This window comes from Novosphingobium sp. B 225 (assembly GCF_002198665.1).
Classification (GTDB): domain Bacteria; phylum Pseudomonadota; class Alphaproteobacteria; order Sphingomonadales; family Sphingomonadaceae; genus Novosphingobium.
The window spans coordinates 47,351-61,818 of sequence record NZ_MWLM01000072.1 but is presented as its reverse complement, the minus strand read 5'-3'; the positions used below and the strand labels follow the sequence as shown (position 1 = coordinate 61,818).

Sequence of the window (14,468 nt, the reverse complement as noted above, 5' to 3'; positions counted from 1 at the left end):
GAGCATTCAATATGCACAAGGACTGGCCCGCCATGGCGAGCGAACTGACCGCCGCGATCAAGGACGTGCGGCTGGGTGCGCCCGATGTGATGAAAAGCTTTTCGGCCATGGCCAGCGCGGCCACGGCCAGCGGAGCGCTCGACAGCAAGACCAAGGAACTGATGACCATGGCGATTGCCGTGGCGATCCGCTGCGATGGCTGCGTCGCGTTCCATGCCAAAGCCGCCTTGCAACACGGCGCCACGCGCGAGGAGATCATGGAGACGATGGGGCTGGCGATCTACATGGGCGCAGGCCCCAGTCTGATGTATGCGGCGCAGGCGGTGGAAGCCTACGATCAGTTCGCGGCCAAGGCGGCGGCCTGACGGATTATTTCCCGAACAGGGGGCGATGGGCGCTTTACATTGCGCTGCGGCATGACTAAAGGCCCGCCCCATGTCCGCTCAGCCGACCAAAACCATTACCATCAAACCGACCGCCACGCGCGGGACGGTTGTTGGTGTGTGCCTGGCCTGAGGCAGATACGGACAACCCGCCCCGCACGAGCAGGCGGGGCACTCCATACCGGATCACTGAACCCCCGCACTGCTCTCCCCACTTGAAGGAGTAGCATCATGGTTCATCGTTTTCCTGCCGGACAAAAGCTGAATGTCGGGATCGTCGGCGCGACCGGCGTGGTCGGTTCGACCATGCGCGAGATTCTGAAGGAACGGAATTTCCCGATTGCCACGCTGCGCCTGTTCGCTTCGGCGCGTTCGGCGGGCAAAGTGGTGGACGGCGTGACGATCGAGGACGCCGCCAGTGCCGATTACAGCGGGCTGGATGTGGTACTGTTTTCGGCCGGCGGCTCCACTTCCAAGGCGCTCGCTCCCAAAGTTGCGGCGGCAGGCGCGGTGGTGATCGACAACAGCAGCGCTTATCGCTCCGATCCGGATGTGCCGCTGGTGGTCGCGGAAGTGAACCCGCATGCGCTGGCCGATCTGCCCAAGGGCATCGTCGCCAATCCCAATTGCACCACCATGGCCGTGATGCCCGCACTCAAGCCGCTGCACGACGAAGCCGGGCTGATCCGGCTGGTCGCCAGCACCTATCAGGCGGTGTCGGGTGCGGGGCTGGAAGGGATCGACGTGCTCGCCCGCCAGCTCGCCCACGTGGGTGACAAGGCGCGGCTGCTGGCTGAGGGCGGGCATCAGGACCTGCTGCCTGCCGCCGAAAAGTGGGCCGTGCCGATGGCGCACAACGTCGTGCCGCTGAACTATGTGCTGGGCGAAGACGGCTATACCGAGGAAGAGCTCAAACTGCGCGACGAAAGCCGCAAGATCCTCGAAATCCCGGGCCTGCCGGTGTCCGCCACTTGTGTGCGGGTGCCGGTGTTCACCGGGCATTCGGTGTCGGTCAACCTGGCCTTCGAACGCCCGATCAGCCCCGAACGCGCGCTGGAACTGCTGCGCGGCGCGCCCGGCGTGGTGGTCTGCGATGTGCCCAATCCGCTGGAAGCGACCGGCAAGGACCCGGTCTTCGTCGGCCGCGTCCGGGTGGACCATTCGGCGGAAAACGGCCTCGCGCTGTTCGTGGTGGGCGACAACCTGCGCAAGGGCGCGGCGCTGAACGCGGTGCAGATCGCTGAGGCGTTGATCGGTTAAGGTGATCTCCCCCTCCTCTTCAGAGGAGGGGGCCGGGGGGTGGTGGCGGCACGAAGCGGCAGTGCTGGAACCACACCACCCCCAACCCCCTCCTCTGAAGAGGAGGGGGCTCTCCACACCTAAGCCGCCACCTCGATCGTCTCCTCGTCCGCCGCTTCCAGCAGCTTCTTCTCCACCGCCTTCAACCGGTGCGGGGCGTCAATCTTTTCACCCAGCAGATCGGTGACATAGAAAGTATCGACCGCACGTTCGCCATAGGTGGCGATGTGGGCGCTGTGGACCATCAGTTTGGCTTCGAACAGCGCGCGGGCGAGGCGGTTGAGCAGGGCCGGGCGGTCGCGCGCGTTGACTTCGACCACGGTGAAGCGGTTGCTGGCCTGGTTGTCGAATTCCACGCCGGGCCGCACTTCAAAGGCATCGGCGCGCGGGCGGGACAGCGGGCGGGCGGCGAGCTGCGGGACCAGCTTGACCCGGTTGGCCAATGCGTCCGCAATCATGGTCTTGATCCGGGCGAGCTGGCTGTCTTCCGAGAACGGCCGCCCGAGCGGGTCCTGCACCAGGAAATTGTCCACCGCCATGCCACTCCGCGCCGTGTGGATGCGCGCGTCGATGATGTTGCCGCCGGCCAGGTGGATGCCGCCCGCGATGCGATAGAACAGCCCCGGATGGTCGGCGGCGATCACCGTGACCAGGGTGGCCCCGCGCGCGGCGTAGTATTCGGTGTGAACGTCCAGCGCCTGACCCTGGGCCTGGCTGAGCTGGATCAGGTTCATCGCGATGATGTCATCCGGCTCGGCGATCCAGTAGGCGTCGTTGAACAGTTTGGCGTGCTGTTCAACCAGCCCGGCCTGTGCGCCCAGCCGCTCTGCCACGCGCGCCTGCTTGGCTTTGACCCGTTCGGTCCGGCCATGCTGGACGTGGCCCAGCCGCAGCCGTTCCTCCGCCGCTTCATACAGTTCGTGGATCAGCTGGCGCTTCCACCCGTTCCACACGCCGGGGCCGACCGCACGGATATCGACGATGGTCAGCATGGCGAGCAGCCGCAGCCGCTCCACCGTCTGCACCTGCGCGACGAAATCGGAGATGGTCTTGAAATCGGCGAGATCGCGCTTGAACGCCACCGCGCTCATCAACAGATGCTGGCGCACCAGCCAGGCGACCAGCGCGGTCTCTTCGGCGCTCAGGCCAAGCCGCGGGCACAGCTTCGTCGCCACTTCGCCGCCCAGCACCGAATGGTCCCCGCGCCGCCCCTTGGCAATATCGTGCAGCAGGATCGAGGCATAGAGCGCGCGGCGGTTGACCACTTTATGGATGATCGCGGTGGCCAGCGGGTGGTCGGTCTTCTGTTCGCCCTTTTCGATTTGCGCCATCAGTCCGACCGCGCGGATGGTGTGTTCGTCCACCGTGTAATGGTGGTACATATCGAACTGCATCTGCGCGTTGACCCGGCCGAAATCAGGAATGAACCGCCCGAACACGCCGGTTTCGTTGAACCAGCGCAACACCGTTTCGGGATCGTTGCGGCTGGTCAGCAGATCAAGGAACAAGGCGTTGGCGCGCGGATCATCGCGCACGCTGTCCACCAGCCGGGCATCGCGCACCGCCAGACGCATCGCCTCGGGATGGATTTCCAGCCGCTGTTCGTCGGCCAAGGTAAAGATTTCAACCAGCCGCACGGGATCCTCGGCGAACCAGGTCTCGCTCGGCACGTTGAGCTTGCCGCCATAGACGACATAGCCCTTGACCATCCGCCGCCGCGCCCGAAAGCCCGCCAGCAGCCCGCGCGGCTGGCGCTTGACGCTCTGTTCGTCCAGCTGGGCCAGAAACAGTCCGGTCAGGTGGCCGACGCGTTTTGCCTGCAGAAAGAAGTACTGCATGAAGCGTTCGACCGCGCTTTTGCCGGGGCGGTCGTTATAGCCCATCCGCGCGGCGACTTCGCGCTGCAGGTCAAAGGTCAGCCGGTCCTCCGCGCGCCGGGTGATGGTGTGAAGGTGGCAGCGCACCGCCCAGAAGAAATCCTCGGCGCGGTTGAAAGCGCGGTATTCAGCCGGGGTCAGCAGCCCGACCCGAACCAGTTCGCTGGGATCGCGGACCTTGTGGAGATATTTGCCGATCCAGTAGAGCGTGTGCAGATCGCGCAGGCCGCCCTTGCCTTCTTTGACATTGGGTTCAACCACATAGCGGCTGTCGCCCTGCCGCTTGTGGCGTTCGTTGCGCTCGGCCAGCTTTTCAGCAACGAACTGGCGTTCGGTTCCGGCGACCGCTTCGGCAAAGAAGCGCGCCTGCGCTTCATCGAACAGCTGCTGGTCGCCCCAGACATAGCGCCCCTCCAGCAAGGCGGTGCGGATCGTCAGGTCGCTTTTGGCCATGCGCACCATGTCATCCAGCGAGCGGCTGGAATGGCCGACTTTCAGCCCCAGATCCCACAGGAAATAGAGCATCGCCTCGATCACCTGTTCGCACCAGGCGGTCTGCTTGATCGGGGTGAGGAAGGCGATGTCGACGTCCGAATGCGGCGCCATTTCGCCGCGCCCGTATCCGCCAACCGCCATGATCGTCAGCCGTTCACCCGAGCTGCGGTTGCTGGCGCGATAGACCACGCCGACCACGTGATCGTGGATCACCCGCACCAGCTGGTCGATCAGGAAGGCCTGCGCTTCGGCGCATTCGTTGCCTTTGGTCCCGCGTTCGGCCAGCCGCCGCGCGATTTCCTCGCGCCCCTGGGCCAGCGCGGCGCGCAGCAGTTCGACCACTTTGGGCCGGGCGCGCTCTACGCCCAGTTCGTCCACGGCATCCCACACCGCATCACCCAGCGCGCGCCGATCGACGATCGCGCGCTGGTTGGGGATGCGGGTCAGGCCCGGGATTACGTCTTCTGCTCGCTTTGCCACAGCGGCAGGTAACGGGCTTTCAGCGCGCGCTTGTCAACCTTTTCGGTGCCAAGGCGGGGCAAGCTTTCCTTTTCTTCCCACAAGCGGACCGGCACCTTGAACGGGGCAATGTGCTGCAGCAGGAACGCGCGCAGGTCTTCCTCGCTGAGCGAGCGGCCTTCCTCGACCTGATAGACCCCGGTTGGCAGTTCACCGAACTTTTCGTCAGCCATGCCGAACACGCTGGCTTCGGCCACATCGGGGTGGGCATAGATCGCCTCTTCCACTTCGATGCAGCTGATGTTTTCGCCGCCGCGGATGATGATGTCCTTTTTGCGGTCAACGATGAACAGATATTCGTCCTCGTCCAGATAGCCCAGATCCCCGGTCCGGAACCAGCCATCGGGCATGATCGCGGCAGCGGTGGCTTCGGGGTTCTGCCAATAGCCCAGGAAATTGGCGATCGAGCGGAACGCCACTTCGCCAACTTGTCCGGCGGGCAGGGTCTGGCCCGCATCGTCCAGAATGCCGACTTCCATCAGCGGCTTGGTGGCCGTGCCGGTCGATCCGGGCTTGGCCATGTAGTTTTCGTTGAGGTTGCCGCAGCCCGCGCCGTTGGTTTCGGTCAGGCCGTAACCCAGCAGTGGAAAGGCGTGGGGCAGCGCGTCCTTGATCCGGCGCACGTGCTCCACCGGACGCGGCGCACCGCCCCCGGCAAAAGCGGTGCAGCTGGTCAGGTCGTACTTGTCGCGGTTCGGGTGAGTCGCGATTTCAAAGCTCATCAGCGGAACGCCGACGAAATAGGTGACCTTTTCAGCCTCGATCAGCCGCATCGCTTCTTCGGCGTCCCACTTGGGCATCAGCACCAGCTTGCGCCCCAGCGCGAAGCTTTGCAGGAACAGCGGGACTTCGGCGGTAACGTGGAACAGCGGCACGTTGACCAGGCTGCACGGCTGGATCGTCGGCGCTTCGCCGCGTTCGGTCAGGATCGTCAGCACCGTCAGGGTCTGGGCGATATAGCTGAACGTGCCTTGCACCACGCCGCGATGATCGCAGACCGCGCCCTTTGACTGGCCGGTGGAGCCAGACGTGTAGAGCAAGGTGGCCAGATCATCGCCGGTCAGCGCGGGCAGCGGCGTGTCGCTGCCGCCGCCGCGGGCGAGCAGATTGGCCAGCCCTTCGCGGTAATCGTTGTCATGGCTGAACAGCACCACTTCGGCTGGATGGGCATGCCCTTCGATCCGCGCGGCGCGCTGGGCATCGGCCAGCACCAGTTTGCAGCCCGCCAGTTCGATCCCGGCCGCCAGCTCCTCGCCCGTCCACCAGCCGTTGAGCAGGGTGGCGCAGCCGCCGGCCATCAGCACGCCCAGATAGGCGATAATCCAGTTGGTCGAATTGCGCGCGGCGATCCCTACGCGGTCGCCCTTTTGCACCTGATGTCCGGCCACCAGACCGCCGGCCACATCACGCGCGGCGGCTTGCACTTCCCGGAATGACAGGCGGATCGCGCCATCGACCAGGAACGGGGTGTCGCCGTGCTGTTCGCAATAGTGGTTGATGTAATCGACCAGGGTCGGCGGGGCCGCCTTGATCATCGGCAACTGCTGCCCGTACTTTTCAAACGGGACCGTTTCCAGCATGCCGCCCGGCGCAGTCAGTGCTGCAACCGCCTTGTCCATCGCATTATCAAGTTCCGTCCGCATCAGGCTTCCTTTTTCCCCAATTGCTTGCGGACACGCCCCTTTTCGCGTCCGGTGCCGGTTTGTCTCCCGGCGATGCTTGTGCCAGAAGGCGCGGCACGGATATGCGTGAGCGCCCTCTGGTGCCCGTTTAGGAGTTCGGATCGTTGCTGTCACTATTGCTTGCCGCCGCAGCGGACCACGCGCCGATCTATTGGCAGGACCTGAACCTCAGCCGCTATCTGTTCAAGATCGGCAGCTTCGAACTGCGCTGGTATTCCCTCGCCTATCTCGCCGGGATCGTGCTGGGGTACTGGCACCTGACCCGGATGATGAAGGCCCCCGGATCGCCGCTGGCGCAGCGCCATGCCGATGATCTGTTCTTTTACTGCACGCTGGGGATCATCCTGGGCGGGCGGCTGGGCTATGCCTTGTTCTATTCGCCGGATTTCTACCTGATCAAGCACCCGCTGGAACTGGCCAAGCTGTGGGAAGGCGGGATGAGCTTTCATGGCGGCTTGCTGGGCGTGCTGCTGGCGATCGCCTGGGTTTCGCGTTCTGGCGGGCTCTCGTTCCTCAGGGTGTGTGATTACATTGCGGTCTGCGTGCCGTTCGGCATGCTGTTCGGGCGGCTGGCGAATTTCATCAATGGCGAGCTGTGGGGGCGGGTGGTCGAAAGCTCCGTGCCCTGGGCAATGGTCTTTCCCGACGCTCCCGGCGGACTGCCGCGCCATCCCAGCCAGCTTTACGAAGCCGGGCTGGAAGGGCTGCTGATGATGGTGATCATGCTGCTGCTGTTCTGGAAAGGCCGGGCGCGCTGGCGGCCGGGGCTGCTGGTTGGCACATTTTCGCTGGGGATCGCGCTCAGCCGGTTCGTGGTTGAATTCTACCGCGAGCCCGATGCCCAGCTGACCGAATTCGCACGGGCGACCGGGCTGTCGATGGGCCAGTGGCTGACCATTCCGCTGATGCTGGTCGGGTTGTTCTTCATGGTCCGCGCGCTGCTTCGCCCGGCGCTGGGCTCCGCCGCCGCGTCACCGCAATGATTGCCGAAGAGGGGGGCGAGCCGCTCGCTGCGATCTTTCGCCGCCTGATCGCCAATACCGGGCCGATCAGCCTGATGCATTACATGGGCGAATCGAACGCCCGTTACTACACCAGCCGCGATCCGCTGGGCGGGGCGGGGGATTTCATCACCGCGCCGGAAATCAGCCAGATGTTCGGCGAACTGATCGGGCTGTGGCTGACCGACATGTGGATCCAGGCCGGGCGCGAGCAGGGGGTCCACTATGTCGAGCTGGGGCCGGGCCGGGGTACGCTGGCCAAGGATGCCTTGCGCGTGGCGAAGCGGTATGGGCTGGAACCGACAGTCCATTTCGTCGAAGCCTCGACCGCGCTCAAGGACATCCAGCTGGAAACCATGCCCGGCGCGCAGTGGCACCATGATCTGTCCAGCCTGCCGCCCTATGGCCCGATGCTGGTGGTGGCGAACGAGTTTCTGGACGCCTTGCCGGTGCGGCAGCTGGTCAAGACGCCCGATGGCTGGCGCGAACGGATGGTGGTGCCCGAAGGCGACCGCTTCGTCTGCATCGCGGGCAGCCAGCCGATGGACGCCGCCGTGCCCGAAGCGCGGCGGCAGGCGGCGGACGGCACGATCATCGAAACCTGCCCCGGCGCGGCGGCGACGGTCTATGAAGTGGCCGGGCGGCTGATCGAACAGGGCGGGGCGGCCTTGTTCATCGATTACGGGCACGATTCCCTGCGCGATGGATCAACCTTGCAGGCGGTGCGCCAGCATCTGAAAGTCGATCCGTTCGTGGGTCCGGGCGAGGCGGACCTGACCGCCCATGTCGATTTCGCCACGCTGGCCCCGATTGCCCAGTCGCGCGGAGTGCGCTGGCTGGGCACGGTGCCGCAGGGCCGCTGGCTGCGCGAACTGGGGATCGAAGCCCGCGCCCAGGCGCTGGGTGAAGTCGCACCCGAGCATAAGGCCGCGCTGGAAAGCGCGCGTGACCGGCTGATCGGGGAAGGGCAGATGGGCCTGCTGTTCAAAGTGATGGGCCTGGCCGCGCCGAACTGGCCGGGCGGTGTGGGGTTCCACGGGTGATCGGGGGAGTATCTGGCATGGTTCGCATGGTTCAAAAGCTGGCCTTGGTACTGATTGGGCTGGGGTTCCTGACTGGCCAGCCTGCCCTGGCGCGGACCGAAAAGATCACGGTTCATTCGCCTGCAATCGCGGGCAATCTTGAAGGCAATTCGCCTGACCGCACGGTCTATGTCGTGCTGCCGCCCAGCTATGACAGCGCGAAAAAGCGCCGCTTTCCGGTGATCTATTTCCTCCACGGGTTCAATTCGACCGCCGATACCTACATGGACCGGATCCCGTTCGATGATGACCTGAAAGCCGCCGGGAAAGGGCGGCAGGAAGCGATCATCGTGGTGCCGGATTCGATGACCAAATGGGGCGGCTCGATGTATTCCAGTTCGCCCACGATTGGCGATTTTGAAGGGTTCATCACGCATGATCTGATCGGCTGGATCGATGGGCACTATCGCACTTTGTCCAAACGTGAATCGCGCGGGCTGGTGGGGCATTCGATGGGCGGTTACGGCACCTTGCGGCTGGGGATGAAGCACCCGCAGCTGTTCGGCGCGCTCTATGCCATGAACCCGTGCTGCCAGATCCCGCGCCCGGCCGCGCTGGCCGATCCGAAGTTCGAGGGCTACTCGGTTGAGGAAGCGCTGAAGCTCGACTGGATGTCGCGCGGGAACTACGCAGTGGCCTCCGCCTGGTCCTCCAATCCGCAGCGCCCGCCGTTCTATTCGGATCTTGGCACGAAGGACGGCAAACCCGATGACTTCGTGCTGGCGCAGTGGGCGGCAAATTCGCCCGCGGCGATGGCCAGCCAATATGTGCCCGCACTGAAATCGATGGCCGGGATCGGGATCGATACCGGGGATACCGATTTCGTCCGCCCGGATGACGAACTGATCCATCAGCACCTGACCAAACTGGGCGTCCCGCACGATTGGGAGCTTTATGTCGGCGATCACGGCAACCGCATCACCGAACGGTTCAAGGCTGTGGTCCTGCCGTTCTTCGCGCGCCACTTGAAGGGTTCCAACTAGCCGCGATCCTGTTAGTCTTCCTGCCTGAACGGGGAGAATGAATGACACGTGCAGCGGCCGAACGGCGAGCGTCTCTTTTATCGCGCCTGGTCAAGCGCGTGTTGCTGTGGCTCTACCGCTGGAAAGGCTGGGCGCTGCAGGGGGAGGAACATATCCCGCCGCGCTGCGTGATTCTGGGCGCGCCGCATACCAGCAACTGGGACTTCGTGTTCTTCCTGGGCGCGGTTACGCAGCTGGGGGTCGAACCGGCCTTCATGGGCAAGCACACCCTGTTCAAATGGCCGCTGAAGCGCTTCATGTTCGACATGGGCGGGGTGCCGGTCAACCGCAGCAAGGGCGGCAACTATGTCGACGCGCTGGTTTCAGAGTTCAAACGCCGCAGCAAGCTGGCGCTGGTGATCGCACCAGAAGGGACGCGCAGCGGGGGCACGGGCTGGCGATCAGGCTTTTACCACATCGCGCACGGCGCCGGGGTGCCGATCGTGCTGGCCTGGGTCAATCAGGCGACCATGCAGGGCGGAGTCGGCCCGGCGATCATGCCAACCGGCGATTACCGCGCGGACCTGGCGCGGATCGCGGCGTTCTATCGCTCGGTCCTGCCGGGCCATCCGCGTAACGACGGGATCGAGGCCAGTGTAGCGCGAGAGGAGCAAGGCAATGGGTGAAGCGCTGCTGATCAATCTGGCGGTCGATCTGGCGATGATGGTGCTGCTGTGCTGGGTCGCAGTGCGGATTGGCGACGTGTCGTTCATCGACGCGGTCTGGGGCGCGGGCATGGTGGTCATGGCGGCGGCAAGCTGGCTTCAGCTGACCGCGCCGGGCCAGCGCGCCATGGTGCTGCTGGGCATGACCGCGGTGTGGGGGCTGCGGCTGGGCTGGCACCTGTTTACCCGCTGGCGCGCGCATGGCGAGGATCCGCGCTATGCCCGGATGCTGGGCAAGGCGAAAGAGCAGGGCCGCTATGGCGGCGCCGCGTTCAAAGTGGTGTTCGGCCCGCAGGCCCTGCTGCTGTTTCTGACCAGCCTGCCCGCGCAAGTCGGCATTCTGGCCAGCGAAGCACCCGCCGCGCTTGGCCCGCTCGGCTGGGCCGGGGCTTTGCTGTGGCTGACGGGCATGGTGTTTGAAGCCGTGGGCGACGCACAACTGAAAGCGTTCCGCGCCGATCCGGCCAGCAAGGGCAAAGTGCTGGATTCCGGGCTGTGGCGCTATACCCGCCATCCCAACTATTTCGGCGATACCTGCGTCTGGTGGGGAATCTGGCTGGTCGCGGCAGAGGCTGGCGGCTGGCCGGTGCTGGCCAGTGTGATCGGGCCGCTGTTCCTGACTTTCACCCTAACCAAATGGTCGGGCAAACCGCTGCTGGAAAAAGGTCTGGCCAAGACCCGGCCGGGCTATGCCGACTATGTGGCGCGGACATCGGGCTTTGTGCCCTGGCCGCCCAAACGTAACTGAGCACCGGGTTACAACCGGACAACAAGGTTACACCCTGTCCGGGCAATTTGTCTTTCAAAGTCAGATGGTTAGGCGAAATAAAGTGACACTTGGCCGGTTTTGAAGTGCTTTTTTGCGGGCGGGCACGGAAAAGTGTTCAAATTCAGGTGATTGCGGTGGGGCTATGGCAGGCGCAGGTGACACCTTGCGTCCGCCCCGCTGCGTCTGGCGCAAGGGTCGTGGCATTCCGGGGATCGACGATGTCAAAGAGCGACTTGGCTTTTCGCAGATTCGCCGCGTGTAGGAAAGTTTTGGGTGATGTCTCGGTCCTTCCCATTTTTCCCGCAGGGACAAATGGGGAGGTGGATCGCCGCAGGCGAGACGGAGGGGTAATGGCGCGGGCGTACAAAACCCCTCCGTCATTTGCTTCGCAAATGCCACCTCCCCATTTGTGGCCTTCGCCAAAAATGGGAAGGATCTTTGCTGCCACCAGATCCTTCCCATTTTCACGTAGTGCAAATGGGGAGGTGGATCGTCCGCAGGACGAGACGGAGGGGTAATGCGTCACAGCACAACCACTCCATTTGACCTCCCCAAAAATGCAACCCATCTGATAGCAACAACCAAACCAACCGGAGGCCCAATTGCCACGCAGGCGCATCCCACGCGACGTCAACAAGGCACGCGAACTGCGCGATAACCTGTCGCTTCCCGAAGCACTGCTGTGGCGTCTGCTCAAGGGATCGCCCGAGGGAGTCCATTTCCGCAGCCAGCATCCGCTTGGCCCCTATGTGCTCGATTTCTACTGTGCCAGAGCCAAGGTGGCCTTCGAGATCGATGGCATCGCGCATGATATGGGGAGCCGCCCCGAACGCGATGAACGGCGCGACGCCTGGCTACGTAGCGAAGGGATCGAGGTGGTGCGCATCGCCGCACGAGAGGTTCTGGCCGGGCCGGAGGTGGTTGCCGAGAGCATGGTTCGGTATTGCCTACGTGGATGACCCCTCCACCACCCGCTACGCGGGCGGTCCCCCTCCCCATTTGCACTTCGTGAAAATGGGAAGGATCTGGTTGCGCCAACGATCCTTCCCATTTTTGCGAAGCACAAATGGGGAGGTGGCAGCCCGCAGGGCTGACGGAGGGGTTTTGCCTTTCAGGCCTACCCCTTCGCTTCCACCGCCCGTTCCTCGGCCGGAACCGCGCGGGCGGGCGTGGCTTTCAGCCAGGCTTCCAGCGCTTCCAGATCGGTGATCGGGGCGATGGCCGCGTCGCGTTGGCGGGCGAGGCTGGAAAAGCTGTCGCCGCCGTTGGCGAGGAAGCTGTTGGTGGTCACGCGGTAAGTGGCGGAGGGGTCGATCGGTTTGCCGTCCAGCATCATCGCCACCACCCGGCTGCCGGCCGGGCGGGTCAGGTCATAGGTCCAGCTGAACCCGGCCGAAGCGGAGAGCAGCTGTTTGGGCTGGTGATCGTCCAGTCCTTCTTCCAGCGCGGCTTTCAGTTCGGCCCCGGTCAATGACTGGGTGACCATGCCATTGGTAAAGGGCTGGACCTGATAGAGCTGGCCAAAGGTCAGCGTGCCGTCCGCCGCCGGGCTCAATATGTGCGGAGCACGGATGCCGAACGGGTTCATGAAGGCGATCTGCGCCCCGGCGGTGCGGGTTGCGGCCAACTGCGCATCGGCGATCAGGTTGCCGAGGGAACCGCCGTTCCATGACGAATCCCCGCCGGGCCGCCGCACTTCGCCTGCCAGGCTGCCCGCCGGACGCTGGATTTCGACTTTCGAGGCATCGACATATTTGCCAACATAGGCCGCCACATCGGCGCGCGGGGTGAACCGGGGGACCACGTCCTTGGGTTCGATCCGCCCGATCCGGGTGGCATAGCCTTCGCTCTGCACAATCACGTTGCGCGCGCGCTTGGCCACCACGCGCTGGGTGGCGGGATCAATCTCAAGCGTGATGTCGGTCACCAGCTGGCCCATCACCCCGGCGCTGGTCAGCAGGAATGGTTTGGCCGGGTTGTACTGGGCATAGTCACAGACATAGGACCAGTGGGTATGGCCGGAAACCACCACGTCCACCCGGCTGTCCAGCCGGTCCAGGATCGGCAGAATCGCGCCGGTCAGCTGCGGGCAGCTGCTCGGGTCGGGCGTACCCTTGGTATAGCCGCCCTGATGGATCAGCAGCACGATCGCGCTGACGCCCTTGGCCTTGAGATCCGGGATCAGTGCGTTGACCGTATCGGCCTCGTCAGCGAAATGGATCCCCTTCAGCCCGTCACGCGATGAAAGATCGCCGGTTTCCTTCAGCGTCAGCCCGATCAGGCCAACCTTGACCTTGCGCTTGCCGCTGCCGAAACTGCGGATCGCGGTGGCGGGGAACAGGGTGCTGCCATTGGGTTCGATGCTGTTGGCGGCAAGATAGCCGAATTTCGCGCCCTTGAACTTTTCCAGGCGGCATGGGGTCAGCGCGGTATGGCGCTGGCAGCCGCCGTCCTGCTTGCGCTTCAGCTCGTCGCGCCCGCGATCGAATTCGTGGTTGCCCACCGCGTTGAATTCCAGCCCGGCGCGGTTCATCACCCCGATCGCCGGTTCATCGAGGAACAGCGAAGAGGACAACTGCGTCGCGCCGATCAGGTCGCCCGCGGCCACAGTCAGGTGGTTGGGATACTGCGCGCGCACGCTGTCGAGCGCGCTGGCCAGCCAGGCCGCGCCGCCCGCCGGGATCTGGACCACGCCGCCTTTGCCATCGCCGATCAGGGCCGAAGTCTTGGGCGGTTCCAGCGCGCCGTGAAAATCGTTGAGCGCGGCGATCCCCACCGTCACCGGGCCAGTGGCCGGCGCGGCGGCAGACCGTATCGCGCCTTGCCCGGCGCAGGCCGCCAGGGCCGGTGCGAGCAGCAGGGTGGGGAGGAATCGGGTGATACGACGAAGGGTGGTGGCCATGCTTCTTCCTAACCGTTCAGACAGCTTCGGCAAGGGTTGTGTATTATAAGAATAAGTCAGTTTCTTGAAATATCGCGGCGAGTGTTTATCTTGCCCTTTGCAACGCCAGCCCTGGGGAGAAACAGTCATGGCGCGTCCGCAGACGGACCTTGAAGCCGGACGGGAACAGTTGATCGATCTGGTGATCGAACTGATCGAGGAACGCGGATCGACCAACCTGACAGTCACCGAACTGGCCGCGCGGGCCAATATGTCGCCCGCCAGCCTCTATCGCTATTTTGAAAGCAAGGAGGCCCTGATCGATGCTGTGGCGGAACGCTGGTTCCAGCCCAAAGTGGCGATCATGGAAGAAGTGGTCGCCAGTGACCTTACCCCCCGGCGAAAGATGTATGAATTTTTCGCCCGCCGGTTTGCCCTGATGCAGGCGGAATGGGACCGCGATCCGGTGGCCTTTGCCACCTATGTTGAACTGGGCAAGGAAAACTTCGAACTGATCCGGTCCTATGTGGACCTGGGCGATCACTATCTGTCGGTGATCATTGGCGAGGCGATGGCCGAAGGGCATTTCGCCGGGCTTTCAATCGATGAAACGCTGAGCCTGACCAACCAGATGGTCAATTGCTATGTCAATATCGGCGCGATGGAACAGGTTATGCCCAAGCTTTCGTCCGACAAGCTGGCGAAGATCATCGATGCGATCTTTGACGGCCTGTCCGCGCAGGATCGCGGGGCCAAGGGCGTTACGGGGCTGCGCGCGGCGTAATTTTCCACT

12 protein-coding genes are annotated in these 14,468 nt (G+C 64.0%); 9 read left to right on the top strand and 3 right to left on the bottom strand.

What is annotated here, in order from left to right; translation table 11 throughout:
- Nucleotides 1-11 precede the first annotated feature (11 nt).
- Complete coding sequence (locus tag MNBBLIKP_RS16660; protein WP_088311399.1) at nt 12-365, top strand: carboxymuconolactone decarboxylase family protein; 354 nt, start codon at nt 12-14, stop codon at nt 363-365.
- A gap of 249 nt (nt 366-614) precedes the next feature.
- The gene (locus MNBBLIKP_RS16655; protein WP_088311398.1) at nt 615-1,643 is read left to right on the top strand and encodes an aspartate-semialdehyde dehydrogenase; all 1,029 of its coding nucleotides are present in this window, start codon (nt 615-617) and stop codon (nt 1,641-1,643) included.
- Nucleotides 1,644-1,762: 119 nt separating this feature from the next.
- On the opposite strand, the gene MNBBLIKP_RS16650 is transcribed toward MNBBLIKP_RS16655, so the two are convergent.
- Both MNBBLIKP_RS16650 and MNBBLIKP_RS16645 read right to left on the bottom strand, forming a co-directional pair.
- Nucleotides 1,763-4,534 (bottom strand): [protein-PII] uridylyltransferase, encoded by a 2,772-nt coding sequence (locus tag MNBBLIKP_RS16650; protein ID WP_254913098.1) that lies wholly within the window; start codon nt 4,532-4,534, stop codon nt 1,763-1,765.
- On the bottom strand, nt 4,510-6,216 hold the full coding sequence (locus MNBBLIKP_RS16645; RefSeq protein WP_088311397.1) for a class I adenylate-forming enzyme family protein: 1,707 nt from the start codon (nt 6,214-6,216) through the stop codon (nt 4,510-4,512). The genes MNBBLIKP_RS16650 and MNBBLIKP_RS16645 overlap by 25 nt, the downstream gene beginning before the upstream one ends.
- Before the next feature lie 143 nt (nt 6,217-6,359).
- Here MNBBLIKP_RS16645 and lgt point away from each other — a divergent pair, with 143 nt between their 5' ends.
- The 6 genes from lgt (at nt 6,360) to MNBBLIKP_RS16615 (ending at nt 11,753) form a co-directional block, all read left to right on the top strand.
- Nucleotides 6,360-7,238, top strand: a complete 879-nt coding sequence (gene lgt / locus MNBBLIKP_RS16640; RefSeq protein ID WP_088311396.1) for a prolipoprotein diacylglyceryl transferase — start codon at nt 6,360-6,362, stop codon at nt 7,236-7,238.
- Entirely contained in the window at nt 7,235-8,299 is a 1,065-nt protein-coding gene (locus MNBBLIKP_RS16635) for a class I SAM-dependent methyltransferase (RefSeq protein ID WP_088311395.1), read from the top strand. Before lgt ends, MNBBLIKP_RS16635 begins: the two co-directional genes overlap by 4 nt.
- A 17-nt stretch (nt 8,300-8,316) precedes the next feature.
- The gene (locus tag MNBBLIKP_RS16630) at nt 8,317-9,321 is read left to right on the top strand and encodes an alpha/beta hydrolase (protein WP_254913097.1); all 1,005 of its coding nucleotides are present in this window, start codon (nt 8,317-8,319) and stop codon (nt 9,319-9,321) included.
- A gap of 41 nt (nt 9,322-9,362) precedes the next feature.
- Nucleotides 9,363-9,986, top strand: a complete 624-nt coding sequence (locus MNBBLIKP_RS16625) for a lysophospholipid acyltransferase family protein (protein ID WP_088311393.1) — start codon at nt 9,363-9,365, stop codon at nt 9,984-9,986.
- Nucleotides 9,979-10,773 carry a DUF1295 domain-containing protein gene (locus MNBBLIKP_RS16620; RefSeq protein ID WP_088311392.1) on the top strand — a complete coding sequence of 265 codons (795 nt, stop codon included), beginning with the start codon at nt 9,979-9,981 and terminating at the stop codon, nt 10,771-10,773. The genes MNBBLIKP_RS16625 and MNBBLIKP_RS16620 overlap by 8 nt, the downstream gene beginning before the upstream one ends.
- Nucleotides 10,774-11,396: 623 nt before the next feature.
- A complete protein-coding gene (locus MNBBLIKP_RS16615) occupies nt 11,397-11,753 on the top strand; it encodes an endonuclease domain-containing protein (RefSeq protein WP_254913096.1) in 357 nt (118 codons plus the stop codon).
- Nucleotides 11,754-11,911: 158 nt separating this feature from the next.
- On the opposite strand, the gene MNBBLIKP_RS16610 is transcribed toward MNBBLIKP_RS16615, so the two are convergent.
- Entirely contained in the window at nt 11,912-13,696 is a 1,785-nt protein-coding gene (locus tag MNBBLIKP_RS16610) for a bifunctional metallophosphatase/5'-nucleotidase (RefSeq protein WP_088311391.1), read from the bottom strand.
- Nucleotides 13,697-13,823: 127 nt separating this feature from the next.
- On the opposite strand from MNBBLIKP_RS16610, the gene MNBBLIKP_RS16605 reads away from it, so the two are divergent.
- Nucleotides 13,824-14,459 (top strand): TetR/AcrR family transcriptional regulator, encoded by a 636-nt coding sequence (locus MNBBLIKP_RS16605; RefSeq protein ID WP_088311390.1) that lies wholly within the window; start codon nt 13,824-13,826, stop codon nt 14,457-14,459.
- The last annotated feature ends 9 nt before the right edge of the window (nt 14,460-14,468 follow it).